Source organism: Citrobacter sp. NCU1 (assembly GCF_010231475.1).
Classification (GTDB): Bacteria; Pseudomonadota; Gammaproteobacteria; order Enterobacterales; family Enterobacteriaceae; genus Citrobacter_D.
In genome coordinates, this window is the sequence record NZ_NRDO01000002.1 from 17,266 (window position 1) to 44,076 (window position 26,811).

A 26,811-nucleotide genomic window follows, 5' to 3' on the forward strand; every position below is an offset into this window, starting at 1 on the left:
TGCCTTTTGGGTAGGGGTCGAGCCTGCATCCCGGCAGGCCGTCAACGTCTCATCGATTTTCAGCCGGACTCAGGGTGCGGCTTCAGATCCCTGAGTTTCAGGTATATCTGTTTAGCTGTTTAAAGACGGAATCATTCACAAAACCAGCAAGTTGTCTCTACAGCGCAAAGTCATCGATTTTTGGTTTGCCAGCGCTCAACTGCTGGCATTAGAACGTTAAGCCGGAATTTTGTGATGGCAGCAGCCAGAAAGGTTATCGATAATCGGGCACTCTGCGCTGTCGTCGCCAGGACAGGCTTCCGCCAGCGCCAGCAGTTGCCCGCGCATCGTTTGCAGTTCACTGATATGCCGCTCAATTTCAGCGACTTTCTCCAGGGTACGCTTTTTCACATCGGCGCTGTGCCGTCCCGGATCGTTAAATAACGTCACCAGTTCACCGCACTCTTCCAGGTTAAACCCCACCTGGCGCGCCTGACGTAATAACGTTAATTCGTTCAGATGTTGCTGGGTATACGTGCGATAGCCATTTTCGCTACGAAGCGGCGGCGTCACCAACCCTTTCTCTTCATAAAATCGAATCGCTTTGCTGGTTAACCCGGTTTTTTTCGCTACATCGCTAATATTCACATTTCCCCCTTGACCTTCCCCTTGATGGAAGGTTTAACCTTTATAACAGTTAGTCGATACGATTACGAAGGTCAATAAGTCTCTGACCATTTTAAAGGAGTTTTGTTATGTCTCAAACCATCGACCTGACCCTGGACGGCCTGTCCTGTGGTCACTGCGTCAAACGCGTAAAAGAAAGTCTTGAGCAACGCCCGGATGTGGAACAGGCAGACGTCACCGTGACGGAAGCGCACGTCACCGGTAGTGCCAGTGCCGAAGCCTTGATCGAAACCATCAAACAAGCCGGTTATGGTGCAGAGTTAAGCCACCCAAAGGCTAAACCGCTGGCGGAGTCATCAACCCCGTCGGAAGCGCTGGCAGCGGTCCCTCCTGAGCTTCCGGCAGCAACGGCCGATGATGACAGCCAACAACTGTTATTAAGCGGTATGAGCTGCGCCAGCTGTGTTTCCCGGGTACAAAATGCGTTGCAAAACGTACCGGGCGTCACGCAGGCACGGGTAAACCTGGCGGAACGCACTGCGCTGGTCATGGGCAGCGCGTCCGCCGCAGATTTAGTGCAGGCGGTGGAAAAAGCCGGCTACGGTGCCGAAGCCATTGAAGATGATGCAAAACGCCGTGAACGCCAGCAGGAAACCGCCGTCGCCACCATGAAACGCTTCCGCTGGCAGGCGATTGTCGCGCTGCTGGTCGGCGTACCGGTGATGGTCTGGGGGATGATCGGCGACAACATGATGGTCACCGCCGATAACCGCAGCCTGTGGCTCGCCATTGGCCTCACTACCCTGGCCGTGATGGTCTTTGCAGGCGGCCATTTTTATCGCAGCGCGTGGAAGAGCCTGATGAACGGCGCCGCCACGATGGATACGCTGGTCGCACTCGGTACCGGGGTGGCCTGGCTCTACTCAATGAGCGTCAACCTGTGGCCGCAGTGGTTCCCGATGGAAGCGCGCCATCTCTATTATGAAGCGAGCGCCATGATCATCGGTCTGATTAACCTCGGACATATGCTGGAAGCGCGCGCTCGTCAGCGTTCTTCTAAGGCGCTGGAAAAACTCCTCGATTTAACGCCGCCAACGGCGCGCGTTGTCACCGATGAGGGTGAAAAAAGCGTGCCGCTGGCCGACGTGCAGGCGGGTATGTTATTGCGACTGACCACTGGCGATCGCGTGCCGGTAGACGGTGAAATCACTCAGGGCGAAGCCTGGCTGGATGAAGCTATGCTCACCGGCGAGCCTATCCCGCAACAGAAAGGCGAAGGCGACAGCGTGCATGCCGGGACAGTCGTTCAGGACGGTAGCGTGCTGTTTCGCGCCAGCGCGGTCGGCAGCCACACTACGCTGTCGCGGATTATCCGCATGGTACGCCAGGCGCAGAGCAGCAAACCGGAAATCGGTCAACTGGCCGATAAAATTTCTGCCGTCTTTGTCCCCGTGGTGGTGGTGATTGCGCTGGTGAGCGCCGCTATCTGGTATTTCTTCGGTCCGGCGCCGCAAATTGTCTATACGCTGGTGATTGCCACGACGGTACTTATTATCGCTTGCCCTTGTGCGCTGGGGCTGGCAACGCCGATGTCGATTATTTCCGGCGTGGGTCGCGCCGCTGAATTTGGCGTGCTGGTACGCGATGCCGATGCCTTACAACACGCCAGTACGCTCGATACGGTCGTTTTTGATAAAACCGGTACGCTGACCGAAGGGAAACCGCAGGTAGTGGCGATCAAAACCTTTGGTGGAACAGACGAAGCACAGGCGCTGCGCCTGTCGGCAGCCCTTGAACAAGGTTCCAGCCACCCGCTGGCCCGTGCCATTCTGGAAAAAGCCGGTGAGGCAACATTGCCACAAGTGAATGGCTTCCGGACACTGCGCGGTTTAGGCGTGAGTGGTGAAGCGGAGGGTCATGCGCTACTGCTGGGCAACCAGGCGCTGTTGAATGAACAACAGGTAGATACTACTGAAATGGACGCGGAGATCTCAGCCCGCGCTTCACAAGGTTCCACCCCGGTGCTGCTGGCGATTGACGGCAAAGCGGCGGCATTGCTGGCTGTACGCGACCCTCTGCGCAGCGACAGCGTGGCGGCACTCCAGCGCCTGCATCGTGCGGGCTACCGTCTGGTGATGTTAACCGGCGATAACCCCACCACCGCCAACGCAATTGCGAAAGAGGCGGGGATTGATGAGGTGATTGCGGGCGTATTACCGGACGGTAAAGCCGATGCTATCAAGCGCCTGCAAAGCCAGGGGCGCCAGGTGGCGATGGTGGGCGATGGGATCAACGATGCCCCGGCGCTGGCGCAGGCTGATGTGGGTATCGCAATGGGCGGCGGCAGCGATGTGGCCATTGAAACTGCGGCTATCACGTTGATGCGCCATAGTCTGATGGGGGTGGCGGATGCGCTTGCTATCTCACGCGCCACACTGCGCAACATGAAGCAGAACCTGCTGGGGGCGTTTATCTATAACAGTATCGGCATCCCGGTTGCCGCCGGTATTCTGTGGCCGCTCACCGGAACATTGCTCAACCCGGTCGTCGCTGGCGCGGCGATGGCGCTCTCTTCGATTACCGTGGTGAGCAATGCCAACCGCCTGTTACGGTTTAAACCGAAAGAGTGATCGAGTAACAGCCCACCATTTGCACAAACGTTGTAGGCCGGATAAGCGTTAGCGCCATCCGGCAATTCACGCATTGCGCCTTCTCTCCCCACGCGCTAGCATGGCGTACTACTAAGGGAGGTCGTATGGATCTGATGTACTGGGTAAAATCGTTCTGGCGCGCATTGCGCGGCAATCATTATACCTGGCCTGCCATCGACGTTGTTCTGCCCGGTCGTCGTCATTTTCATCTGGTCGGCAGTATCCATATGGGCAGTCGCGATATGGCGCCCCTCCCGGCTAAATTACTGAAAAAACTCAGACAGGCCGATGCCTTAATCGTTGAAGCCGATGTCTCCGGCGACGACACCCCGTTTGTCAATCTCCCCACATTTGCCGCGCTGGAAGAACGTATCAGCGAAGAGCAGTTGCGTCATCTGCATAAAGTCACCGATGAGCTGGGGATCTCCGCGTCTCTCTTTTCTACTCAGCCGCTGTGGCAAATCGCCATGGTCTTGCAGGCAACCCAGGCGCAACAACTGGGACTGCGCGCTGAATATGGTATTGACTACCAATTGCTACAGGCCGCGAAGCAGGCACAAAAACCGATTATTGAGCTGGAAGGAGCATCCAGTCAGATAGCGCTCCTGTGCCAGTTACCCGATAACGGTATGGCGCTGCTGAACGATACGCTGACGCACTGGCACACCAACGCCAGGTTACTGCAACAGATGATGAGCTGGTGGCTGAAAACGCCGCCGCAAAATAACGATCTCACGCTGCCGAATACCTTTAGTCAGTCGTTATATGATGTGCTTATGCATCAGCGTAATATCGCCTGGCGGGAGCAACTCTACGCCATGCCTCCCGGTCAGTACGTCGTCGCGGTGGGTGCGCTGCATCTGTATGGAGAAGGGAATTTACCGGATCTGATGCGTTAAAAAAATGGCCAATATTTCTATTGGCCCGTCAAAGAGGAATTTCATCTTTATTATTATGCCGGACTTATGTCCGGATCTTCAGATTGTCGCTCAAAGTTGCTGTAACTGCCAAGACCTATTGCGCAAGATTGTACTATTTTTTCGTCCGCCTTCGGGCGTATGCTGATGGCATATCACATTTGTAGTAAGAAGGACCGTTATGACTCCCGCCGTTAAGTTGCTAGAAAAGAACAAGATCCCATTTAACATCCATACCTACGATCACGATCCGCAGGAAACCAATTTTGGTGACGAGGTGGTACGTAAATTAGGACTAAATGCCGATCAGGTTTACAAAACACTGTTGGTTGCCGTGAATGGCGATATGAAACAGCTCGCCGTCGCCGTCACGCCGGTGGCCGGGCAGTTGGATCTGAAAAAAGTCGCCAAAGCGCTGGGTGCCAAAAAGGTCGATATGGCTGACCCGATGGTGGCGCAACGTACGACAGGCTATCTGGTGGGCGGCATCAGTCCGCTGGGGCAAAAAAAACGGCTACCGACGCTGATTGACGCGCCAGCCCAGACGTTCACCACTATTTATGTTTCAGGCGGTAAACGCGGGCTGGATATTGAACTTGCGGCGGGCGATCTGGCGAAGATCCTCGATGCGAAATTTGCAGATATTGCGCGACGGGATTGAGGGTTTTGCCGGATGGCGGCGCAAGCGTCTTCTCCGGCCTACATCACGCAGTGCCCCGTACGCCGGATAAGCGAAGCGCCATCCGGTATACAGATTCATACCTGCTCCGTGTTTTTTTGCCGGATGGCGACGCAAACGTCCTCTCCGGCCTACATCACGCAGTGCCCCGTAGGCCGGATAAGCGAAGCGCCATCCGGCATACAGATTCATACCTGCTCCGTTTTTTTGCCGGATGGCGACGCAAGCGTCTTCTCCGGCCTACATCACGCAGTGCCCCCGTAGGCCGGATAAGCGAAGCGCCATCCGGTATCCAGATTCATACCTGCTCCGTGTTTTTTTGCCGGATGGCGACGCAAGCGTCTTCTCCGGCCTACATCACGCAGTGCCCCGCAGGCCGGATAAGCGAAGCGCCATCCGGTATACAGATTCATACCTGCGCCGTGTTTTTTTTGCCGGATGGCGGCGCAAGCGTCTTCTCCGGCCTACATCACGCAGTGCCCCGTAGGCCGGATAAGCGAAGCGCCATCCGGCATACAGATTCACACCTGCCCCGTGTTTTTTGCCGGATGGCGACGCAAGCGTCTTCTCCGGCCTACAACACGCAGTGCCCCGTAGGCCGGATAAGCGCAAGCGCCATCCGGCAAGTCGGAATTACTGCCAGGAGACCTCATTCTGAGGTTCGTAAGTACTCGCATCCAGCGGCGAGTTCTGCTCAATGTACTGTTTGAGCACTTCCGCATCGATAAATCCGGTATTCACATAACCCGGTTTATTATCGATTCGCGGATAACCGTCGCCGCCCGTGGCGTTAAAGCTCAACGTTGCCATCCGGTAGGTTTTCGCCGGGTCAACAGGTTCTCCTTTGATTTTTAAATCATTGAGCTTGCCGTCCTTCGCCACAAAACTGACGTTGGCGAACTGCGGATAAGCGCCTGAATCCGGCTTCATTTGCGCCACGGCGGTCAGATAATCAATCACCTCTTTCCCGCTCATGTCGGCATACACCACGATGTTGCCGAACGGTTGTACCTTCAGCACGCTTTTATAGGTTATATTGCCGCCTTCAATGGAATCACGAATACCACCGCCACTCATCACGCCAAAGTCAGCGCTGGTGCGCGCCATCTGCGCGGCAAGCAGAAGGTGCCCCATGTTAGTTTGCACAAAACGGACTTTACTGCGATCGCCTTCAAGACGGCTGTTCACACTGCCAATTTTCACATCCAGCTGCGCTTTACCTTTATTCTGGAACGGCGTCAGCAAAGAGAGCATTTGTGGGTTCTCAGCGATTTCCGGGGTGTAAAGTACGTGCTCACTTTTCCCGTTAGCCCAGGTCACTTTCTTCTTCAGATTCACGGGAATGAGCTGGTAGTTCACCATTTTCATCTCGCCATTACGGAACTCAAAATCGGCCCGTCCGACGTATTTCCCCCACTCATGCGCCTGCACAATCCAGATGCCATTTTGTTTGTCCGGCGCGCATGGCGTACCCGGCACATAATTAACCTGCTTTTTATTTTCCGCCGCCATACACACCGGATCTTGTGAGTGACCACCCACAATCATCGCCAACGCTCCTGCCGGCAGGCTTCGCGCCATTTCGACATCGCCCGGCGCGTTCGACCCGTGATTGCCATTGTCATAGTGCCCCATGTGTGTGGTGGCGATAATGACATCCGGCTTTTCGTTAATCTGCAATTCCTGGATAACCAGATTGGCTTCGTCAGCCGGTTTGCGGAACTCAATGTCGGTGAAATACTCCGGGTTGCCAATTTTTGCCGTATCATCCGTGGTTAAACCGATAACGGCGATTTTCAGATCCTGTCGCTTAAAAATAGCCCAGGGTTTGAACAGACGTTCGCCGGTACTTTTCTGATAGATATTGGCAGAGAGAAAAGGAAACTTTGCCCACTTTTCCTGCTGGCGAAGTACGGTAAGCGGGTTATCAAATTCGTGGTTCCCGACGGCCATCGCATCATAGCCAATCAGATTCATGCCCCGAAAATCAGGCTCTGCATCTTGCAGGTCTGACTCTGGAACCCCCGTGTTAATATCACCGCCAGAGAGCAGCAACACGCTACCGCCTTCCTGCGCAACCTCTTTACGAATGCCGTCAACCAGCGTTTTTTGTGCTGAAAGACCGTATTCGCCGTATTCGCTACGCCAGAAGTGACCATGATGATCGTTTGTATGCAGAACCGTTATTTTATAGGTTTTATCTTTCTCATAAGCCTGCGCAGACTGGCTCACCAGTGCGAACGCAGCGAACACGGCCAGCGCCACGCCTCGCTTCAAAAATTTCATGTTTCTCTCCCTGACCCAATATCAACCGCTGAAAAGACAATGATATGAAATAATAGCCGAAAATGTTTTCAGAATTGAGACTTCCTTCAAACACCATCCACAGGTATGTTAGTCAGGTAATAATTACAACGCAGACTATCTCCAACATCGCAAACAAAACAACAGAAGTGACGTTCTATGGCAATGAGTGAACCAACCCAGCCGTTAGCGAGCGCGTCTGCGCCCGTTACGCACGCACGCACGTCGTTTCGCATTTTAGGCGCCATCAGCCTTTCCCACTTGCTAAACGATATGATCCAGTCGCTGATTCTGGCGATTTACCCACTGTTACAATCCGAGTTCTCGCTCACGTTTATGCAGATAGGGATGATCACCCTCACCTATCAGTTAGCGTCCTCCCTGCTCCAGCCTGTGGTCGGCTACTGGACAGACAAATACCCCATGCCGTGGTCGCTGCCGATTGGGATGTGTTTCACATTGAGCGGTCTGGTATTACTGGCGATGGCTGGCAGTTATGGCGTGGTACTGTTAGCCGCGGCGCTGGTCGGCACCGGCTCGTCGGTGTTTCATCCGGAATCCTCCCGCGTGGCGCGAATGGCTTCAGGCGGGCGCCACGGCCTCGCGCAGTCAATCTTCCAGGTGGGCGGTAACTTTGGCAGTTCGCTTGGCCCTTTGCTGGCCGCGGTGATCATCGCGCCCTACGGCAAAGGTAATGTGGCCTGGTTTGTGCTGGCGGCGCTGCTGGCGATTGTCGTGCTGGCGCAGATTAGCCGCTGGTATGCCGCGCAGCATCGGATGAGCAAAGGAAAACCTAAAGCGGTGATAACCAATCCGCTCCCACGTAACAAAGTGGTACTCGCCGTTTGTATCCTATTAATCCTGATATTCTCCAAATACTTCTATATGGCGAGCATCAGCAGCTATTACACCTTTTATCTGATGCAAAAATTCGGATTATCGGTACAAAACGCGCAAATACATCTGTTTGCCTTCCTATTTGCCGTTGCCGCAGGAACGTTGATTGGCGGGCCTTTGGGTGACAAGATCGGCAGAAAATATGTTATTTGGGGCTCTATTCTTGGCGTTGCGCCTTTTACCCTCGTTTTACCCTATGCAACCCTCTACTGGACGGGCGTTTTAACCGTGATCATCGGTTTTATCCTCGCCTCTGCGTTTTCTGCCATCCTGGTCTATGCCCAGGAGCTGCTTCCGGGTCGTATCGGCATGGTTTCTGGTCTGTTTTTCGGTTTCGCCTTCGGCATGGGCGGCCTTGGCGCAGCCGTGTTAGGACTGATTGCCGACCATACCAGTATCGATTTGGTCTACAAAATCTGTGCTTTCCTGCCTCTTCTGGGGATACTGACCATATTCTTGCCTGATAACCGGCATAAAGTCTGATTTTCCTGTGGCCAAAGGTAAACTTTGGCCACGCTCACTTCCAGTCGCCATAAGCCTTTGCTGTTCACAGACTCTCTTCGTTTTCCGATCCGTGCGTTTTACAGTCTAAATTCCATTTTTCATCAAAATTCAATAATTATTCATAAACATAAACACCGAAATTGTCATAAACTATTACCTGGAATTTTGGTTTCCAGGCCAAAAATGGATCAACACACCCCAGAAAGGAGACGGAATGCATCACGCCACCCCGCTTATCACCACCATTGTAGGCGGCCTTGTGCTCGCTTTTATATTCGGCATGCTTGCCAATAAACTGCGTATTTCTCCTCTGGTGGGATATCTGTTAGCGGGCGTTCTGGCCGGTCCTTTTACGCCTGGTTTTGTGGCTGATACTAAACTTGCGCCTGAACTGGCGGAACTTGGCGTTATCCTGCTGATGTTCGGCGTCGGGTTGCACTTCTCTCTCAAGGATTTGATGGCGGTAAAGGCCATCGCCATTCCCGGTGCGATCGCCCAGATAGCCGTGGCGACGTTACTGGGCATGGCGCTTTCTGCAGTTCTGGGCTGGTCACCGATGACCGGTATCGTTTTTGGGTTATGTCTTTCCACCGCCAGTACCGTGGTACTGTTGCGGGCACTTGAAGAACGACAGCTTATTGATAGCCAGCGTGGGCAAATCGCCATTGGCTGGCTGATTGTTGAAGATCTGGTGATGGTGCTGACGCTGGTTCTACTGCCTGCCGTTGCCAGCATGATGGAAAAGGACAACGTCGGTTTTACGTCCCTGGCTGTCGACATGGGCATTACCATCGGTAAAGTGGTCGCGTTTATCGCCATTATGATGCTGGTCGGGCGTCGTCTGGTGCCGTGGATTATGGCGCGTAGCGCAGCGACAGGCTCACGGGAACTGTTCACTCTCTCGGTGCTCGCTCTGGCGCTGGGGATCGCCTTTGGCGCGGTCGAACTGTTTGACGTCTCCTTTGCGCTGGGTGCCTTCTTCGCCGGGATGGTGCTAAACGAGTCAGAACTGAGCCACCGTGCGGCACATGACACGCTGCCGCTGCGCGATGCGTTTGCGGTACTGTTCTTTGTCTCCGTCGGTATGCTGTTTGATCCACTGATTCTGATCCAACAACCGCTGGCCGTTCTGGCAACGCTGGTCATTATTATTTTCGGTAAATCTGTCGCTGCCTTTTTCCTCGTGCGCCTGTTTGGCCACTCGCAACGTACTGCGTTAACCATTGCCACCAGCCTGGCGCAAATTGGTGAATTTGCGTTTATTCTGGCAGGACTGGGTATGGCGCTGAATCTGCTGCCGCAAGCGGGGCAGAATCTTGTTCTGGCGGGGGCGATCCTCTCCATTATGCTCAATCCAGTGCTGTTTGCCGTACTGGAAAAATATCTCGCGAAAACCGAAACCCTCGAAGAACAAACCCTGGAAGAAGCCATCGAAGAAGAGAAGCAGATCCCGGTGGATATTTGCAATCACGCGCTGCTGGTCGGCTTTGGTCGCGTCGGCAGTCTGCTGGGCGAGAAATTAATGGCGGCGGGTATTCCGCTGGTGGTCATCGAAACCTCACGTACCCGTGTTGATGAGCTGCGTGAACGCGGGATCCGCGCCGTATTAGGCAACGCCGCCAATGAAGAGATCATGAATCTGGCGCATCTGGACTGCGCCCGCTGGCTGCTTCTGACCATTCCAAATGGTTATGAAGCGGGTGAGATTGTCGCGTCTGCACGCGAAAAATGCCCGGATATCGAAATTATCGCCCGCGCGCATTATGACGATGAAGTGGAATACATTACCGAACGGGGTGCGAATCAGGTGGTGATGGGCGAGCGTGAAATCGCACGTACCATGCTGGAACTGCTGGAAACGCCGCCGGCGGGCGAAGTGGTGACGGGTTAACGTTGTTATTTGCCTGATGGCGACGCAAATGCGTCTTATCAGGCCTACATGATTGCCCGGTAAGCGTGAGCGTCACCGGGCACTGGCCTGGCGTTGTTCGTAGGCCCGATAAGCGAAGCGCCATCGGGCAAACAACATCAACGATCCCAGTACGACTCTTCGAGACTATCCTCACGCTCCGGCAGACCGCGCGTTAAGCGTGGCGAGTGCTGGTTAAGCACCTGATAACTCACGCGGTTAACGTATTTACACACCTGCGCTAACTTATCGCCCGCGCGCATTTTGACGATGAAGTGGAATACATTACCGAACGGGGTGCGAATCAGGTGGTGATGGGCGAGCGTGAAATCGCACGTACCATGCTTGAACTGCTGGAAACGCCGCCGGCGGGCGAAGTGGTGACGGGTTAACGTTGTTATTTGCCTGATGGCGACGCAGATGCGTCTTATCAGGCCTACATGATTGCCCGGTAAGCGTGAGCGTCACCGGCCTGGCGTTGTTCGTAGGCCCGATAAGCGAAGCGCCATCGGGCAAACAACATCAACGAGCCCAGTACGACTCTTCGAGACTATCCTCACGCTCCGGCAGACCGCGCGTTAAGCGTGGCGAGTGCTGGTTAAGCACCTGATAACTCACACGGTTAGCGTATTTACACACCTGCGCTAACGACGAATAAGTCAGCCAGTTGAATTGGTGCTTACTGGAGTTCGGTACGCTGGCACGGTGATAGCTGTTGGCGGTGATATCGTGCAACAGCGCCGCCAGCGCGCCATCGCCCGCCCCATTCGTGTTCATGATTTTTTCCGGCCCCCCCATGTATGGCGCGATATGCGAATAAATACGCAGCGGGGTGATGCAATCTTTGTGGCGCATTGCGCGGCTAAACTCGTACTGGTTAAACTCCGCAATCGCGCCCGGCAGCAGCGGATGCTGTGTTTTGCGTTTGACGGAATCTTCCGTAAAACCGGCCATATACAGACCGACCGGACCGGCGGTGCAGAGCACCAGATCGACCCAATCTAACGCTTTATCCGCCGCCAAAAGTGGATCGTTTTCCCCGGTCAGCGCCTGCGCTTCTTCTTCGTTCATCGCCAGGATAGAGACATTCTCTTTCAGAAACGCCTGCCACCACTGTGGATTGTCGGCGATGACGAACTTCGTCCCGAGAGTCAGCACCACTGGAACGTTGTACTTTTTGGCGTATTCAATCGCCTTCATGGTGGCTTCCGGCATCGGCTCACCCGGTTTACAGCGCACCAGATAGGAGGTCAGAACCAGCGCTGAGGCTCCGGCAATCACGGACTCCGGAATACTGTCCGCATGCAGTTGGTTCATGTGCCCGGGGCTTATCGCAAAAGTGCGTTCGCCGGACTCGCCAATCAACGTAAAGCAACGACCAATCGGCCCATCAACACCCTGCAGATAGTTCAGGTCGGTACGGCTGGAGGTGTTACACAAATAGCGATAGGCATAGCCGCCAATTTCGATATTGCTGCACATCACGCCGAGTAGAACGGAACGATCATCGGCCAGCACAGAGTAGTTGTGCATGGTATTGCCGATAGTGCCACCCGCAAATTGATGGGTGATCAGATTCTCGCGCACCAGTTCCTGGTACAGTGCATCTGCAACATCATCTTCAATGACCAGGGAGTGTCCGGCACTCAATCCATAACGTTGTACAAAGTCGTCATCAACTTTGGCTTCAATGTCCACCAGGGTCTGATCGATACCCACGACCCACGACGCGCTGGTCTCGTTTTCAGGTTGAATTTGTTGCAGCAGAGGATCGCGCGCATTGACGGGAAAATAGTGTTTGGATTTACGTTTACCGGGAAATTTCATGGTCGTTTTTACGGGTGGATAACGGAGCGAAGAATGGTAGCACATTCCTTCCTTATCGCGCGACGTGAGGCGGAGTTTCAATATCAGACGACGGGATCGCAGTTTATCCGGCGGCAGTTTCTACAATGGGTTCCTTTCACAAGGAGCGTTTTATGAAACCGGAAAACAAAATCCCCGTCCTCGACAGCATCTCCGCCGAGATGAAAGCCGTGGCGAACTTTCAACAAGACGGTCTACCCCCCTGGCCCGTGGAGGGTGATATCAACGCTCAACGCCAGCACTACACCCGCGAACGGCAGTTCTGGAACGCCGATGCGCCAGAAATGGACACCCGGGAGTACGCCGTTCCAACAACGTTTGGTGCGATCGCCACGCGCCTTTATTTTCCACAGCCCGAGAGCAACGCCACTCTGTTTTACCTGCACGGCGGTGGATTTATTCTCGGCAACCTGGACACCCATGACCGGATTATGCGGCTACTGGCACGTTACACCCAGTGTACGGTCATTGGCATTGATTACACCTTGTCGCCGGAAGCCCGTTACCCGCAGGCGATTGAAGAAACCGCCGCCGTATGTCAGTTCTTCCATCAACACGCAGACGCATTCTCGCTCAACATGCAGAATATCGGTTTTGCCGGAGATTCCGCAGGGGCCATGCTGTCGCTCGCCAGCGCGCTGTGGTTGCGCGACAAGCAAATTGTCTGCACTAATGTGGTCGGGGTTCTGCTCTGGTATGGGCTGTACGGCTTGCAGGATTCCGTCAGCCGCCGTTTGTTTGGCGGCGACTGGGATGGGTTAACCCGTCAGGATCTACAGAACTATGAACAGGCGTATCTGGGTGACGCAAACGACCGTGAATCGCCATACTACTGCTTGTTTAACAACGACCTGACCCGTGATGTGCCGCCCTGCTTTATTGCCGGCGCGGAGTTTGATCCCTTAATTGATGACAGCCGACTGCTGCACCAGACGTTACAGGCGCATCAGCAGCCTTGCGAATACAAAATGTACCCCGGCACGCTCCACGCCTTTCTGCACTACTCGCGGATGATGAAAACCGCCGATGACGCTCTGCGCGATGGCGCACATTACTTCACGCAGCAACTGGATGGCGCTCAGCAATAAGACGCCGTCAGTTTCACCATCATTTCGATATGTTCTGGCGCATCATTAAGCGCCGGAATATATTCATATTTTTTACCGCCTGCCTCGAGGAAGATCTCTTTATTCTGCACCGCAATTTCTTCCAGCGTCTCCAGACAGTCGGCCGAAAATCCCGGACACATGACCTGAATATGCCCTACGCCTTTTTCAGCCAGCATTTTCAGCGTCTCGTCGGTATACGGCGTCAACCACGGTTCGCGGCCAAAGCGGGACTGGAAGGTCATCATCACTTTTTCAGGTGCAACGCCAAGCGCAGAAACCAGTTCGCGCGTGGTATCACGACAACGCTGCGGGTAGTCATCACCTTCATCGGCGTAACGCTGAGGGATACCGTGATAAGAGAGCAGCAGTAAATCCGGCTCGCCATGCTGGGCAAAGGCGGCGCGCGCGCTGTTTGCCAACGCCTCAATATACGCACGGTCATCGGCATAATCACGAATAAAAGCAATCGCCGGAATTCGCCGTTTCCCTGCCAGAATGCGCGCCAGTTCATCCCAAACTGCGGCGGCCGTCGAGCAGGAGTATTGCGGGTAAAGCGGCAAGACCACGATGTTGTCCACATTATTGGTCAGCAGTTCCTCCACCGCGCTTTCCAGCGAAGGCGAACCGTAGCTCATCCCCAACGCAACAGGGATGTCCGGAAGTCGTGCGGCCAGCGCCTGCTGTTGCCTGCGACTGTAGACCATCAACGGAGAGCCGCCTTCCTGCCAGACAGACTGGTAGAGTTTCGCCACGCGCGGCGCGCGTAGCGGCAAAATCACACCGCGCAACAGCGGCCACCATAACAGCCGGGGGGTATCGACCACACGAGTGTCGCTTAAAAATTGCTTTAGATAGCGTTTGACCGCTTCAGGCGTTGGGGCATCGGGGGTGCCAAGGTTAGCCAGCAGAATACCGGTTTTCGTCTGACGCATTACCGCCTCTTGTCCATTCACATTGCGGAGAATTGTAGCGGAAAAGTGAGGAAGAAGAACTAATTGCTGCGAGAGGTAATTAGATAATGCCTGATGGCGCTACGCTTATCAGGCCTACGCGAAGACGGTAGGCCGGATAAGGTGTTCACACCGCCATCCGGCATTGAATGCGATAAAACTTAACCGAGGATTTTTTCCAGGTCGGCACGCACAGAAGCTACGGCCTGAGTACCGTCAACTTTGGCGTATTGGGTGTTACCCGCTTCAGCTTCTTTCTGGTAGTAGCCGATCAGCGGCGCCGTCATCTGATGATATTCAACCAGACGCTTACGTACGGTTTCTTCCTGGTCGTCTTTACGCGTGGTCAGCTCGTCGCCGGTCACATCGTCTTTACCTTCCACTTTCGGCGGATTGAATTTGACGTGGTATACACGGCCAGATGCCGCATGAACGCGACGACCTACGATGCGATCAACAATCAGCTCGTCCGGTACGTCAAACTCGAGAACATAATCGACCACGATACCCGCGTCTTTCATGGCGTCAGCCTGCGGAATGGTGCGAGGGAAACCGTCGAGCAGAAAACCGTTGCGGCAGTCTTCCTGGGTGATGCGTTCTTTCACCAGTGCAATAACCAGCTCATCGGTCACCAGTTTACCGGCGTCCATGATGTCTTTTGCTTGTTTGCCCAGCTCGGAACCCGACTTCACTGCCGCACGCAGCATATCACCGGTGGAGATTTGCGGAATACCATATTTCTCCATGATGAACTGAGCCTGAGTGCCTTTACCCGCGCCCGGAGCGCCAAGCAGAATGATACGCATTACGAAAATCCCCTTAAAGGTTGTCGATATTTTTTAAAAAGCGCTAAACGATACCACCATCACGCAATTGGCTCAAGAAAGGCGCTTTACGCTGAAACGGTTAACAGTAGGATATCGTGAATTATTTTTATATCGCACCCTTATATACTCTAAATCATTCGAGTTGCAGGAAGTTGGCATGTGAACGAAAAATTCGTCAGGAACGAATTTGAACAGCTGGAGGCTGCTCTCAGTGAGGGACATGAATGTCCCTCATTTATCCCCAGAAACTGACCAACGTCAGTGACTGGGGTGAATCAACATAGCCCACGTACATACCGCTTGAAATATGAGAGTCATATCGGTTTTCGGAATCCGCCCCTATCCCCGGCGTACTGTTTTTCCTCCTTCCTGATTGAGAACGTCCAGTGCTTTCGCCACGGTCGCATCGTCCGGTACGGTAATCGTGCATACCGGGATCTGTCCCAACTCACGATGTTTCGCCATTCCTAAATTATGGTATGGCAATATTTCGGCATGCAGGATCGCGTCGTAGCGGGCTGTGATAGCGCGGATCGCAGCCAGATGTTCGTCATTGAAGTTATACCCCGGAATGAGCGGGCAGCGCAGGACAACCTTTGCGCCAATCTCATTGAGCGTCTCCAGCGTCATCTCCACCACGCGTTTGGCGACACCGGTGTGCGATTTATGCGCCCGTGCATCGGTCACTTTGTAATCGAGCAGAAAAAGATCCACCCAGGGGGCAATCTCGCGATACCGCTCAGGGCGCGACGCGCCGTTGGTTTCAATACAGACGTGCAAACCTGCGGCTTTCGCCGCTTTTGCAAGCGCTAACGCAAAGGGAAACTGGAACATCGCCTCCCCTCCCGATAGCGTTATCCCGCCCCCCGTTTTCTCAAAGTAGGGCTTGTCTTTTAGGACTTCTGCAATGATCCCGTCAACATCCCTGGTCTGGCCGTAGATTTTAAGCGCTTGCGACGGGCACACCTCAACGCAGCGTCCGCACGTCTGACAGGCAGAATAGTCAATCTCATGCCGCCCTTGTGCAAATTGGTGGCAACCGTGCGGGCAAACCTCAGCACATCGCTGACATTGCAGGCACTTATGCTCCATAAACGCCAGTTGCTTTTCCGCTCTCAGCGATTCAGGGTTGTGGCACCAGACGCAACGCATCTGGCAACCTTTCAGAAATACGGTGGTACGTATCCCTGGCCCGTCGTGGAGAGAAAATTTCTGAATATCAAAAATCGTGCCCGTCTCGCTCATCACACACCTCAGTCATTCAGCGTACGGTTGAGGATTTCCTGCTGAACATCTCTGTCCAGATTCACAAAACGCGCGCTGAATCCACCGACCCGCACAATCAGATTGGGGTATTTTTCCGGGTGCTGGTACGCCGCCTCCAGTTCGCCTTTTCCAACCACGCTAACCATGAGCTGCGGCCCGCCACGCTCAAAATAGGAGTGCATTAATGCCTCAACCAGCGGGCGACGGGTGTTGAACAGGCCTTTGCTGAATTTGATGTTTTGTACCGAACCGGCGTGATACTTAGCCTCCAGTTTCAACAACGAGTTGAGCATTGCCGTCGGGCCATTTTTATCCGCGCCGCTTTGCGGGTTGTTGGCATTGCTCATATAAAGGCCTTTGTGCCGTCCGTCTGCGGAGGCGCTGGTTGCGCGTCCCCATTCGGTATTCACCTGGTTGTTGATGATCACCACCAGATAGCTGTCCAGCCCAACCCGCTTCGCCGCGTCACGCACGCCATTGCAGACATACTGATGCTGCATTACCGAAAGACAATCGGCTGCATCGTCGTCATTACCGAACTTCGTCGCGGCAATCAGCGCACGCTTCAGGTCATCGTACCCCTCGAAATCCGCTTTCAGCGCCGCAATCAGCGTCATGTAGCTGTAGCGTTGCTCGGTAAAAATGACCTGTTTGATCGCGGTCAGGGAATCCGCCGCATTGGTATTGCCGTAGGTTTCGTTAGTCCCGCCCAGATAACGCACGCCGCCATCCAGAAGGGCTTTGCCACGCGCCACGCAGTCTGCCGTCAGCAGCGAAGTGAATAAAAATCCGACCTGCTCATTCATCACCTGATAAGACAACGCCTGGGCGCGCGCCGAGGTGTCAATGTAGTAATCCAGTAACCGCTGATAGTTACCAAGTACATCATCAAAGCGGGTTATCTGTTCTGGCTGTATTAATGCCACGCCACCGCTTTTCTCTTTGCCATCCCAAAAATCAATGCCGCCACTGAGTGAAATATTGAGAATTTTAAGTAAGTTCATGCAGGTATTTGGCGTGCCGACGCTCCTTCCGGCCAACACGAACTCACCGCAGCCAAAGGGAACATACTGCTCAGCTTCCGCTTCCGCGACCTGCATGGCGTTCATGACCGCCGGAATATTCACGTCATCGTTATACAGAATGGGATAGGTCAACCCCGTGCCAATCACCGCCAACGCCTGTTGCCAGATAGCGGTATCCATTCCTTCATAAATACGCAATGTAAATTGCGGTTCTGTATCGCCATTTTCCTCGACGGCCTGAATCGCCAGGCGGCAATACACATCGGCATTTTTCGGGTTACGACGCCCTTTCCCACCGACGACAACACGGCCGTTCACCGTGGTTTTACGCGCTTCAATCAGGCGATAGTGGGAACGAATACAGTCAATGGCTTGCCGTTCAGTGAGTCGTCCGACCTGTAGATCCGCCACCAGCAGATCCCCAAGATAGTCATCCATGCGCCCGTAGTTCACCACGCCCGCGCACAGGCTATACAGCCAGCTCAATTCAATCCCCTGAATAAAGGTGGCCGGTTTATCATTGCGGATAGCCGCCAGTTCACTCATTAACAGCACCAGGTGCTGGCAGCGGTCGGTATCCGTGCAATTGACCATTTCGTCTGCGGCCAACTGAATGTGTCGGTCAATCACCTGCTGCAAAATGTCCAGCACACCGCGGAAGGCGTGATACAACTGAACCGCCGTCTCATCCTTCACGCTCTCAGCCAACTTCTGCTGTTGCTCAATGCGCTGCAGCAGTCCGCCAATCCCCAGCTCCATCAGTTGCGGATAATCCAGATACATCCCGCTTAAACGCGCAGTGGCAATCGCCGGGAAGTTAACATCGACAAACTTACCCAGCGTGTCATCGGTTAGCGCCTGACGGAAATAGACCGTACGGGTGTCATGCTCGCGCCAGAAGTGCTCAAGCACATCAATCCGTTCCCGCTGCGCGTCTGTTTCCAGTGTTTCACGCAGTTGGCTTAACTTTGCAAAATTGCAGTAGTGGCCAACGCCCCCCACAGAGGTGACGCAACCAAAGCCAATCGGCAACGCATCGACACGCCCCAGAATAAGATCGTCGGCAAAGGGACGACGGAACAGCGTGGGATAGAGTTCCTGCAAGCAGCGAACTTCACGCGCAAAGCGTTCCGGCGTTGACTGAAATGCCCTGGTGTAGGCTTCCATGATCGCGAGTTGCTCTTCCGGGCTTTTTTCGCAGGGGATCTTTTTATTCACGTCGACTTGTTCGGCGATAATCGGTTGTTTGCTCACTGTTCTGCCTCCATAAAAATCGTCCCTCTATTAACTTGTAATTACAAATATCCTTCTTTGACCTAAATCAAAAATCCTGAAATGAGCAAATCATCGCCAATCTGAATGTGTGAAATCGCCAGCAAATCCCAACAAACGGCGTAAAACGCACATCAACTCATGATCAATATCAAGATCCCTTACAGGGTAAACTTTTAGCCTCTGCGAAAGTTGTAAATACAAATAATCGTGAGAGTCTACTGTGAAGATAAACGACCTTATTCATCCGGCGTTGATTTGTCTGGATCTCAAATCAAGCCAAAAAGAGGCTGCGCTGACTGAACTCGCAGACCTGTTATTCCGCGAGAATAAAATTCGCCACACCGGGGAATTCCTCCAGGAGGTCTGGGCCAGAGAAGAGACGGGAAATACCGGATTTGAAGGCGGCGTCGCGCTTCCGCACGCCCGTAGCAGCTGTGTTGTATCACCTGCCGTCGCCATCGGCATCAGCCGTCAGGGCATTGATTATGGCGCTGAAGATGGACAGCCCACTCACCTGATCCTGATGATCGCCTCGGCAGAACAGGCCAGTGAAGCCCACATTGAGGTGCTGGCGCAGATCTCTTCCCGACTGGTGGAAGATGACAGCGTCAGCCAAATCCTCGCCTGTCAGGATGTTCAGGCCGTCGTCGATTATTTCTGCCAGCCCAGTGAAGCGTGTTCCGGTACGACACACGTCACCGCCTCACGCGGGTTGATCATCGGTGTGACGGGCTGTCCGGTGGGGATTGCACACACTTATCTGGCCGCAGAAATGCTGGAAAAAGCAGCCGCAGAGATGGGCTATGAAGCCATTGTCGAAACCAACGGCTCTATTGGCGTAAAAAATGCGCCTGGCGCGGACGATATCGCCCGGGCTGACGCCATAGTTGTCGCCTGCGATAAGCAGGTCGACCTGGATCGCTTTAACGGTAAGAAAGTGGTCATTACGGGCGTCAAAGCCGCCATCAAAGATGCGCAGGGATTAATTCACCAGGCGCTGGCGGCACAGCCTTATCAGGCGAAAGGCACGGTCAAAACGCAGGCATCGACCACCACGGTACGAAGCCAGTTATACAAATCGCTGATGAACGGGGTTTCGTACATGATCCCGTTTGTTGTGACCGGCGGGTTAATGATCGCCCTGGCGCTGGCGCTGGGTGGTGTTCCGACGCCATCAGGTCTGGCTATCCCGGAAGGCAGTTTATGGAACCAGGTGCTGAATGTCGGCGTTGTTGGGTTCACCCTGATGATCCCAGTTCTGGCCGGGTATATTGCTTACGCGATTGGTGAACGACCTGCGCTGGCGCCCGGACTTATTGGCGGTTGGATCGCCAATACCGGTTCGTTTTACGGTGCCAGCGCGGGGTGCGGCTTTATCGGCGCGATCATCGCCGGGCTGCTGGTGGGATATTTCATCCGCTGGTTGACTCAGCTTTCATGGCACAAAATGTTGCTACCGCTGGTGCCGATCATGATTGCCCCCATCGCGGGCACCGCGTTCATTGCTGCGTTATTTATCTTTGTCATCGGCGCGCCGGTAGCCGATCTGATGGCCTTCCTTAACCATATGCTGACCAACCTTTCCACGGGCAATATCATTCTGATTGGCCTGGTGATGGGACTGATGCAGGGCTTTGACATGGGCGGTCCCTTTGGCAAAGTGGTCTTCATGTTCAGCGTGGGTCTTATCGCTCAGGGGCAAACGCAGTTTATGGGCGCGCAGGCGGCAGCTATCCCGGTTGCTCCACTGGGCATGGCGCTGGCGGCCTTTATCGGCAGGCGTTTCAATTTGTTTGACGATGAAGAGTTCGAAAACGGTAAAGCCGCAGCAGCAATGGGACTGGTCGGTATTTCAGAAGGCGCAATTCCCTTTGCCGCGCGTGATCCACTGTCTGTGATCCCGGCGAACATGATTGGCTCTGCGGTTGCCTGCATACTGGGCTTTGTTTTCAGCCTGCACTGCAATGTCGCGCATGGCGGTCCGATTATTGTTCTGCTGGGCGGTTTTGATAAGCCGTTAATGGCGCTCGTTGCGATGGGCTGCGGTATTATCACCACTGCCGTCATTGCTATTGCGCTCAAACGACTTAGAATGACGAAAAAGCAGCAATTACTCGTTCAACCGCAAGCCTAACATACATAGGGCGCGTCGTAAGACGCGCCACAATGGACGCCATGAAGTATCTTGATATCTATCTGTTGTTAAGAGAGAAAATCCTTAAAGGTGAATACGCTGCCGGTGAACCGGTAGAAGGTGAACATGCCCTTGCAGAGCGCTATGGCGTCAGCCGCCCCACCATTCAGAAAGCCGTGGCGCGCCTGAAAAGGGAATCGTTCGTTCATACCCGACAAGGCTCAGGGATCTTCGTTAATCCACCCGAGTTTTACCAGGACAACACTGTCATTACGCTGTCGGAACGTATTCACCGGGATCAAACGCTGGATAACGTGGTGCTCAGTTATGACATTCAATCCACTAACGCTGAGGTAGCGGCGCTGTTCGACTTACCGCCAGAAACCGCGTTGATTCACTATCGCCGAATGCGAATCATCAACCAACAGCCCACCATCATTGAAGAAACCTGGATGCCGCAGGCGTTATTCCCTGAGTTTACACAGGAAAACTGCCGCCAGTCAGTGCTTCACTATATTGAGCAAACCTGTGGTTACGCCATCAGCCACGACGTCAAAATATGGTCGGGAAAAATACTTAATGCCGATGAGGCCTGGCTTTTACGGTTACCGGAAGGGCAAGTCAGTCTCTGCATCACCCACAAGGTCTATTTGCAAAGCGGCGAACTGGCACAGTACACGCAGGAAACCCTGGCGACAAATAGCGTGACGACGGTGTCGATGCGCTGAAACGAAAAAAGGGCAACTTACGTTGCCCTTTTCATTGCGATGCTCAGTGGCTGGTAAATCTTACGACACCAGCAACTGGTTCATACGACGGATGAACTGGTTAGGATCTTCCAGCGTGCCGCGCTCAGCGAACAGCGCCTGATCCAGCAACAATTCAACCCACTCTTTGAACTGCGCTTCATCCTGGGTATCCGCCGTGCGTTTCACCAGCACGTGATCCGGGTTAAGTTCAAAGATGTATTTCACCTCGGGTACCGCCTGGCCCGCCGCAGCGAACAGTTTCGCCATCTGGGTGCTCATTTCATCCGCATCGGTCGTCACGATAGCCGGCGTATCCGTCAGACGGTGCGTCAGACGCACTTCTTTCACGCGGTCGCCCAGCAGGGTTTTCACGCGCTCAACGAACGGGGTCAGCGCTTTTTCGGCTTCTTTCGCGCTTTCGTCCACTTCATCCGCCAGCTTATCGATGGACTCATCCGCTTTAGCAACGGACTGGAACGGCTTGCCGTCGAACTCGGTCAGGTAGTTCATCATCCACTCATCGATGCGGTCAGAAAGCAGCAGCACTTCGATGCCTTTCTTACGCAGCAGTTCCAGATGCGGGCTGCTCTTCGCAGCCGCATAGCTGTCTGCGGTAATGTAGTAGATCTTCTCCTGCCCTTCTTTCATCCGGGAGATGTACTCTTCCAGTGATACAGTCTGCGCGGAAGAGTCCGTGTGCGTAGACGCGAAGCGCATCAGTTTGGCAATCGCTTCCTGGTTGGCGTGATCTTCCGCCGGGCCTTCTTTCAGCACCAGACCGAATTGCTTCCAGAACGTCTGGTATTTTTCCGCGTCGTCTTTCGCCAGTTTTTCCAGCATCTGCAATACGCGTTTGGTCAGCGCACTGCGCAGATTGCGAGTTACCGTGCTGTCCTGCAGAATTTCACGGGAGACGTTCAGCGGCAGATCGTTGGAGTCGATCAGGCCGCGGACGAAGCGCAGGTAGTTCGGCATGAACTGCTCTGCGTCATCCATAATAAACACGCGCTGAACGTACAGTTTCAGACCGTGCTTGTGATCGCGGTTCCACATATCCCACGGCGCCTGAGACGGGATGTACAGCAGGCTGGTGTACTCCTGCTTCCCTTCCACGCGGTTGTGGCTCCAGGTCAACGGGTCAGTGAAGTCGTGAGCGATGTGCTTATAGAATTCGTTGTATTCGTCGTCTTTGATTTCAGACTTGTTACGCGTCCACAACGCCTGCGCTTTGTTGATTTTCTCCCAGGAAACCACGGTTTCACCGTCTTTCTCTTCCTGTTTTTCAATCTCTACCGGCAGTGCGATATGGTCGGAATATTTGCTGATGATGGAGCGTACGCGCCAGTCATCAAGGAACTCGTCTTCACCTTCACGCAGGTGCAGGGTGATTTCGGTGCCGCGATCCTCTTTCGTGATATCGGCAACCGTATATTCGCCTTCACCGGCAGATTCCCAGAACACGCCGTTTTCCGGCTTGTCGCCCGCCGCACGAGTACGTACGGTGACTTTATCGGCGACGATAAACGCGGAATAGAAACCGACCCCGAACTGACCGATAAGCTGGCTGTCTTTTGCCTGATCGGAGCCCATGGATTCGAGGAAGGACTTGGTGCCGGACTTCGCGATGGTTCCCAGATGATCAACCACATCGTCACGGTTCATCCCCACGCCGTTGTCGGCAATGGTCAACGTACGCTTTTCTTTATCGAAGGAGACGCGCACACGCAGCTCACCGTCGCCTTCATACAGGTCCGGGTTAGACAGCGCGCGAAAACGCAGTTTGTCTGCCGCATCCGAGGCGTTAGAGATAAGCTCACGCAGGAAGATTTCTTTATTGGAATACAGAGAATGGATCATCAGATGCAGAAGTTGTTTTACTTCTGACTGAAAACCACGGGTTTCTTGTCCTTTCATGTAGATCTACCTCAACAATGCCATTTTTAATGGTAAAAAACACGTTGAGGGGGAAATGGGGACGCGCGTGAAGGATTTCAAGCGGAAGCGGTGAAAACCGCTTATATACGCTAAATAATTCGAGCGGCAGGAAGGCGGCGACGCAGCGCATTCCCAGTCACTTACTTGAAGTAAATGACTGGGGTGAGCGAGGAAAGCCAACGCACCTGCAGCTCAAAGTATGACGAGTATCGTTAATTAAAAACGAATCTTATGACGCCCGGCAAGAGAGTGCGACAGCGTGGTGCCATCGACCATCTCCAGCTCGCCGCCGACCGGCACGCCGTGGGCGATACGGCTGGCTTCAACGTCATATTGCGCGCAAAGCTCGGCAATATAGTTTGCCGTGGCTTCCCCTTCGACCGTTGGGTTGGTCGCGAGGATCACTTCACTGAGTTGTTCACTGGCCAGTCGCTGCTCCAGACGGTCAAGACCGATATCATCCGGCCCAATACCGTCCAGCGGCGACAAATGCCCCATCAGCACAAAGTAACGCCCGGAAAACTGCCCGGTTTGCTCAATGGCGTAGATGTCCGCAGGACTCTCTACGACACAAATTTGACCGTTCTCCTGACGACGCGGATTCGCACAGATGTTACAAACGTCCTGCTCGGTGAAGGTGCGGCAATCGGCACAGTGGCCGATTTCCGACATTGCCTTCGTCAGCGCCTGCGCCAGGCGCATCCCGCCGCTGCGATCGCGTTGCAGTAACGTGAACGCCATACGCTGCGCTGACTTGGGGCCAACGCCTGGCAGACAACGCAGCGCTTCCATCAGCTGTGTTAACAGCGGGCTGGTTTGCATCAGAACGGCATCTTAAAGCCTGGCGGCAGTTGCATGCCGGAGGAGACGGATGCCATTTTCTCTTTCTGGGTCTCTTCAATGCGACGAGCCGCATCGTTGAATGCCGCAGCAACCAAATCTTCCAGCATCTCTTTGTCGTCTTCCAGCAGGCTTGGATCGATCTCCACGCGACGGCAGTTATGCGCACCGTTGATGGTCACTTTCACAAGGCCAGCGCCAGATTCACCGGTCACTTCCAGTTTCGCGACTTCTTCCTGCATCTGCTGCATTTTTTCTTGCATCTGCTGGGCCTGTTTCATCAGGTTACCCAGACCGCCTTTACCAAACATAGGCTTCTCTCTCAATCACGTTAAGGGATGACGACCGTAAGCACAGCTTACGATCAAATGGGGCGGATACTCTCTTCGTCCAGATCTGCGTCGAAGAAACGACGCAACGTCTGAATGTTATTATCCGCAATAATCGACTCACGCGCCTGCGCGAGTTTCTCTTCATAGATTGCCTGACGCCACTCCAGCGGCGTTCGCACCGCTGGATTATCGTCTTCAACGATGGTCAGTTCAACCGGCGAACCCGTTAAGATGCTTAACGCTTCCGCTAACTTTTGCTGCGCGCCGTTGGAATTGAGGTGCCGCTGCGTAGAACGCAGGTGTAAACACACGACATTGCCGTTCTCCTCTTTCCACGCATTTAACGCGACCTGCTCCACCAGTTTTGGCAGTGAAAGCTGGCTCACCTGCGCCGCCCACGGGTCGCGCTCAATCGCTTCTGCCGCAAGCTTTGCCGCCAGCTCTGGCGTTTTTTCATGCTCCAGCGCTTTTTTCAGCGCTTTCGGCGTGGCGACAACCTCTTTCACTTCCGCGACAGGATTGGTTGCCTTCCAGCGATAGGCTTCTTTCTTCGCGGGTGTCTTTTCCTGCGCAGAGGACGCCGGACGCGCCTGAACACGTTCAGACACGGAGGCCAGTCTTTCCAGCGCAGCATTATTCACCGGCCGCGCGCGGGAAGCGGCTGCCGGTTCACTCTTTTTTGCTTTGGTTGCTCCCTGAGCACGCTGCAGTTGATTACGCGCCGCCAGTACCTGACTGGTGGATTCCGGTAACGGGGCCGCAGATACCTGGTGCGCTGGCGCTGAGTACTGTTGTATGGGAGCGGGTGCTGGTGTCGCTACCGCTGTCGGAGCGGCCGGCGCGAAAGCGGGTTGTGAAACTTCAGGCTCCGGGAGCGGCATACGCGGGTGGAACGCCAGCGCACGCAGTAGCGTCATTTCAACGCCCATCCGCCTGTCCGGCGCATAGGGCAGCTCTTTTCGACCGATCAACAGCGTCTGATAGTAGAGCTGAATATCGGTTGGCGGTACGACCCGCGCCAATTCACGCATGCGCTGTTCAATGACCGCCATGTCACTACCAAGTGCCGCAGGTGAAAGCTGTACCATCGCAATGCGGTGCAGCAGACCTAACATCTCAACCAACAGCGCTTCCCATTCAATCCCCCGCGCCGCCGCCTCGTTTACCAGCGACATCACACGCTCGCCGTTGGCTTCCACCACCGCTTCAACAAGAGAAAGCGCCTGGTCATCGTCCAGGGTACCGAGCATCGCGCTCACCGCCTGAGTGGAAACCAGACCGTCGCCGCTGGCGATGGCCTGATCTGTCAGACTCAGTGCATCGCGCAAACTGCCGTCCGCCGCGCGGGACAACAATTGCAGTGCACGCGGTTCATGGCTGATGTGTTCTTCGTTGAGGATATGCTCAAGCTGGTGGCGAATTTGATCGACATCCAGCGCTTTGAGATGAAATTGCAGACAACGTGACAGGATAGTCACTGGCAGTTTCTGCGGATCGGTCGTCGCCAGCAGAAACTTCACATGGGCTGGCGGTTCTTCAAGAGTTTTGAGCAGCGCATTGAAGCTGTGACGCGACAGCATGTGCACTTCATCGATCAGATAGACCTTGAAACGACCACGCGCAGGCGCGTACTGGACGTTATCCAGCAGGTCGCGTGTGTCTTCAACTTTGGTGCGCGACGCGGCATCGATCTCAATCAGATCGACAAAACGCCCCTGCTCGATTTCACGACAGTTATCACACACGCCGCAGGGGGTGGCGGTAATGCCGGTTTCACAATTCAGCCCTTTCGCCAGCAAACGGGCGATAGAGGTTTTACCGACGCCACGGGTGCCGGAAAAAAGATAAGCATGATGAATACGCCCTAACGACAAGCCGTTCGCCAGTGCGGTCAGCACATGTTCCTGGCCGACGACGTCAGCAAAGGTTTGTGGGCGCCATTTTCGGGCTAAGACCTGATAACTCATTGGCAGGCTCTGAAACGCTGGAAGGTGGATTCACGAAGGGGTAATGCTAACACAACCTCGCAGATACAG

The 26,811-nt window shown here is 54.3% G+C and carries 20 protein-coding genes, 2 pseudogenes and 1 other annotated feature; of the genes and pseudogenes, 9 read left to right on the forward strand and 13 right to left on the reverse strand.

Going from position 1 to position 26,811, the window contains the following annotated elements; all coding sequences use genetic code 11:
- Nucleotides 1-216: 216 nt before the first annotated feature.
- Complete coding sequence (cueR, locus tag CJP72_RS00185; RefSeq protein WP_162378896.1) at nucleotides 217-627, reverse strand: Cu(I)-responsive transcriptional regulator; 411 nt, start codon at nucleotides 625-627, stop codon at nucleotides 217-219.
- A gap of 107 nt (nucleotides 628-734) precedes the next feature.
- Here cueR and copA point away from each other — a divergent pair, with 107 nt between their 5' ends.
- From copA to ybaK, 3 genes are all read left to right on the forward strand, one after another.
- A complete protein-coding gene (gene copA / locus CJP72_RS00190; RefSeq protein ID WP_162378897.1) occupies nucleotides 735-3,236 on the forward strand; it encodes a copper-exporting P-type ATPase CopA in 2,502 nt (833 codons plus the stop codon).
- A gap of 125 nt (nucleotides 3,237-3,361) precedes the next feature.
- Nucleotides 3,362-4,156 carry a TraB/GumN family protein gene (locus CJP72_RS00195; RefSeq protein ID WP_162378898.1) on the forward strand — a complete coding sequence of 265 codons (795 nt, stop codon included), beginning with the start codon at nucleotides 3,362-3,364 and terminating at the stop codon, nucleotides 4,154-4,156.
- A gap of 199 nt (nucleotides 4,157-4,355) precedes the next feature.
- On the forward strand, nucleotides 4,356-4,835 hold the full coding sequence (ybaK, locus tag CJP72_RS00200; protein WP_162378899.1) for a Cys-tRNA(Pro)/Cys-tRNA(Cys) deacylase YbaK: 480 nt from the start codon (nucleotides 4,356-4,358) through the stop codon (nucleotides 4,833-4,835).
- Nucleotides 4,836-5,098: 263 nt separating this feature from the next.
- Here the strand turns inward: ybaK and CJP72_RS00205 are convergent, their stop codons facing one another.
- Nucleotides 5,099-5,266, reverse strand: coding sequence for a hypothetical protein (locus tag CJP72_RS00205; RefSeq protein ID WP_162378900.1), 168 nt, complete (start codon nucleotides 5,264-5,266; stop codon nucleotides 5,099-5,101).
- Nucleotides 5,267-5,486: 220 nt separating this feature from the next.
- The gene (gene ushA, locus CJP72_RS00210) at nucleotides 5,487-7,139 is read right to left on the reverse strand and encodes a bifunctional UDP-sugar hydrolase/5'-nucleotidase UshA (protein ID WP_162378901.1); all 1,653 of its coding nucleotides are present in this window, start codon (nucleotides 7,137-7,139) and stop codon (nucleotides 5,487-5,489) included.
- Between the two features lie 177 nt (nucleotides 7,140-7,316).
- On the opposite strand from ushA, the gene CJP72_RS00215 reads away from it, so the two are divergent.
- The gene (locus CJP72_RS00215) at nucleotides 7,317-8,537 is read left to right on the forward strand and encodes an MFS transporter (protein WP_162378902.1); all 1,221 of its coding nucleotides are present in this window, start codon (nucleotides 7,317-7,319) and stop codon (nucleotides 8,535-8,537) included.
- Nucleotides 8,538-8,772: 235 nt separating this feature from the next.
- Nucleotides 8,773-10,449, forward strand: coding sequence for a YbaL family putative K(+) efflux transporter (gene ybaL, locus CJP72_RS00220; protein ID WP_162378903.1), 1,677 nt, complete (start codon nucleotides 8,773-8,775; stop codon nucleotides 10,447-10,449).
- Nucleotides 10,450-10,586: 137 nt separating this feature from the next.
- Here the strand turns inward: ybaL and CJP72_RS25310 are convergent.
- Nucleotides 10,587-10,715: pseudogene (locus CJP72_RS25310) on the reverse strand (inosine/guanosine kinase); the annotation flags it as partial.
- Here CJP72_RS25310 and CJP72_RS26235 point away from each other — a divergent pair.
- Nucleotides 10,713-10,859, forward strand: a pseudogene (locus CJP72_RS26235) (hypothetical protein); the annotation flags it as partial. The pseudogenes CJP72_RS25310 and CJP72_RS26235 overlap by 3 nt on opposite strands.
- Before the next feature lie 130 nt (nucleotides 10,860-10,989).
- On the opposite strand, the gene CJP72_RS00230 reads toward CJP72_RS26235, so the two are convergent.
- Nucleotides 10,990-12,294, reverse strand: a complete 1,305-nt coding sequence (locus CJP72_RS00230) for an inosine/guanosine kinase (RefSeq protein WP_162378984.1) — start codon at nucleotides 12,292-12,294, stop codon at nucleotides 10,990-10,992.
- A gap of 152 nt (nucleotides 12,295-12,446) precedes the next feature.
- Here CJP72_RS00230 and aes point away from each other — a divergent pair, with 152 nt between their 5' ends.
- A complete protein-coding gene (aes, locus tag CJP72_RS00235; RefSeq protein ID WP_162378904.1) occupies nucleotides 12,447-13,421 on the forward strand; it encodes an acetyl esterase in 975 nt (324 codons plus the stop codon).
- Here aes and hemH read toward each other — a convergent pair.
- The 4 genes from hemH to CJP72_RS00255 form a co-directional block, all read right to left on the reverse strand.
- On the reverse strand, nucleotides 13,412-14,374 hold the full coding sequence (gene hemH, locus CJP72_RS00240) for a ferrochelatase (protein WP_162378905.1): 963 nt from the start codon (nucleotides 14,372-14,374) through the stop codon (nucleotides 13,412-13,414). The genes aes and hemH overlap by 10 nt on opposite strands.
- A gap of 179 nt (nucleotides 14,375-14,553) precedes the next feature.
- The gene (gene adk, locus CJP72_RS00245; RefSeq protein ID WP_162378906.1) at nucleotides 14,554-15,198 is read right to left on the reverse strand and encodes an adenylate kinase; all 645 of its coding nucleotides are present in this window, start codon (nucleotides 15,196-15,198) and stop codon (nucleotides 14,554-14,556) included.
- A gap of 360 nt (nucleotides 15,199-15,558) precedes the next feature.
- Nucleotides 15,559-16,464, reverse strand: coding sequence for a glycyl-radical enzyme activating protein (locus tag CJP72_RS00250; RefSeq protein WP_162378907.1), 906 nt, complete (start codon nucleotides 16,462-16,464; stop codon nucleotides 15,559-15,561).
- A gap of 8 nt (nucleotides 16,465-16,472) precedes the next feature.
- A complete protein-coding gene (locus tag CJP72_RS00255; protein ID WP_162378908.1) occupies nucleotides 16,473-18,764 on the reverse strand; it encodes a pyruvate formate lyase family protein in 2,292 nt (763 codons plus the stop codon).
- Between the two features lie 241 nt (nucleotides 18,765-19,005).
- On the opposite strand from CJP72_RS00255, the gene CJP72_RS00260 reads away from it, so the two are divergent.
- Together CJP72_RS00260 and CJP72_RS00265 are read left to right on the forward strand one after the other, a co-directional pair.
- Entirely contained in the window at nucleotides 19,006-20,919 is a 1,914-nt protein-coding gene (locus tag CJP72_RS00260) for a fructose-specific PTS transporter subunit EIIC (protein ID WP_162378909.1), read from the forward strand.
- Between the two features lie 32 nt (nucleotides 20,920-20,951).
- A complete protein-coding gene (locus tag CJP72_RS00265; protein WP_238339977.1) occupies nucleotides 20,952-21,647 on the forward strand; it encodes a GntR family transcriptional regulator in 696 nt (231 codons plus the stop codon).
- A 60-nt stretch (nucleotides 21,648-21,707) separates the two neighbouring features.
- Here CJP72_RS00265 and htpG read toward each other — a convergent pair whose 3' ends face one another.
- From htpG to dnaX, 4 genes are all read right to left on the reverse strand, one after another.
- Entirely contained in the window at nucleotides 21,708-23,582 is a 1,875-nt protein-coding gene (gene htpG, locus CJP72_RS00270; protein WP_162378910.1) for a molecular chaperone HtpG, read from the reverse strand.
- A gap of 237 nt (nucleotides 23,583-23,819) precedes the next feature.
- The gene (gene recR, locus CJP72_RS00275; protein WP_162378911.1) at nucleotides 23,820-24,425 is read right to left on the reverse strand and encodes a recombination mediator RecR; all 606 of its coding nucleotides are present in this window, start codon (nucleotides 24,423-24,425) and stop codon (nucleotides 23,820-23,822) included.
- Entirely contained in the window at nucleotides 24,425-24,754 is a 330-nt protein-coding gene (locus CJP72_RS00280) for a YbaB/EbfC family nucleoid-associated protein (RefSeq protein ID WP_003021764.1), read from the reverse strand. Before CJP72_RS00280 ends, recR begins: the two co-directional genes overlap by 1 nt.
- 53 nt (nucleotides 24,755-24,807) lie before the next feature.
- Complete coding sequence (dnaX, locus tag CJP72_RS00285; RefSeq protein WP_162378912.1) at nucleotides 24,808-26,742, reverse strand: DNA polymerase III subunit gamma/tau; 1,935 nt, start codon at nucleotides 26,740-26,742, stop codon at nucleotides 24,808-24,810.
- Nucleotides 25,411-25,475, reverse strand: a sequence feature (DnaX frameshifting element). Its footprint overlaps the gene before it by 65 nt.
- Nucleotides 26,743-26,811: the final 69 nt, after the last annotated feature.

Excerpts from the sequence above, each read along its gene's own strand:
- copA (WP_162378897.1), top strand. The coding sequence starts at position 735 with ATGTCTCAAACCATCGACCTGACCCTGGACGGCCTGTCCTGTGGTCAC.
- CJP72_RS00195 (WP_162378898.1), top strand. The coding sequence starts at position 3,362 with ATGGATCTGATGTACTGGGTAAAATCGTTCTGGCGCGCATTGCGCGGC.
- ybaK (WP_162378899.1), top strand. The coding sequence starts at position 4,356 with ATGACTCCCGCCGTTAAGTTGCTAGAAAAGAACAAGATCCCATTTAAC.
- CJP72_RS00205 (WP_162378900.1), bottom strand. The coding sequence starts at position 5,266 with ATGAATCTGTATACCGGATGGCGCTTCGCTTATCCGGCCTGCGGGGCA.
- ushA (WP_162378901.1), bottom strand. The coding sequence starts at position 7,139 with ATGAAATTTTTGAAGCGAGGCGTGGCGCTGGCCGTGTTCGCTGCGTTC.
- CJP72_RS00215 (WP_162378902.1), top strand. The coding sequence starts at position 7,317 with ATGGCAATGAGTGAACCAACCCAGCCGTTAGCGAGCGCGTCTGCGCCC.
- ybaL (WP_162378903.1), top strand. The coding sequence starts at position 8,773 with ATGCATCACGCCACCCCGCTTATCACCACCATTGTAGGCGGCCTTGTG.
- CJP72_RS00230 (WP_162378984.1), bottom strand. The coding sequence starts at position 12,294 with ATGAAATTTCCCGGTAAACGTAAATCCAAACACTATTTTCCCGTCAAT.
- aes (WP_162378904.1), top strand. The coding sequence starts at position 12,447 with ATGAAACCGGAAAACAAAATCCCCGTCCTCGACAGCATCTCCGCCGAG.
- hemH (WP_162378905.1), bottom strand. The coding sequence starts at position 14,374 with ATGCGTCAGACGAAAACCGGTATTCTGCTGGCTAACCTTGGCACCCCC.
- adk (WP_162378906.1), bottom strand. The coding sequence starts at position 15,198 with ATGCGTATCATTCTGCTTGGCGCTCCGGGCGCGGGTAAAGGCACTCAG.
- CJP72_RS00250 (WP_162378907.1), bottom strand. The coding sequence starts at position 16,464 with ATGAGCGAGACGGGCACGATTTTTGATATTCAGAAATTTTCTCTCCAC.
- CJP72_RS00265 (WP_238339977.1), top strand. The coding sequence starts at position 20,952 with ATGGACGCCATGAAGTATCTTGATATCTATCTGTTGTTAAGAGAGAAA.
- htpG (WP_162378910.1), bottom strand. The coding sequence starts at position 23,582 with ATGAAAGGACAAGAAACCCGTGGTTTTCAGTCAGAAGTAAAACAACTT.
- recR (WP_162378911.1), bottom strand. The coding sequence starts at position 24,425 with ATGCAAACCAGCCCGCTGTTAACACAGCTGATGGAAGCGCTGCGTTGT.
- CJP72_RS00280 (WP_003021764.1), bottom strand. The coding sequence starts at position 24,754 with ATGTTTGGTAAAGGCGGTCTGGGTAACCTGATGAAACAGGCCCAGCAG.
- dnaX (WP_162378912.1), bottom strand. The coding sequence starts at position 26,742 with ATGAGTTATCAGGTCTTAGCCCGAAAATGGCGCCCACAAACCTTTGCT.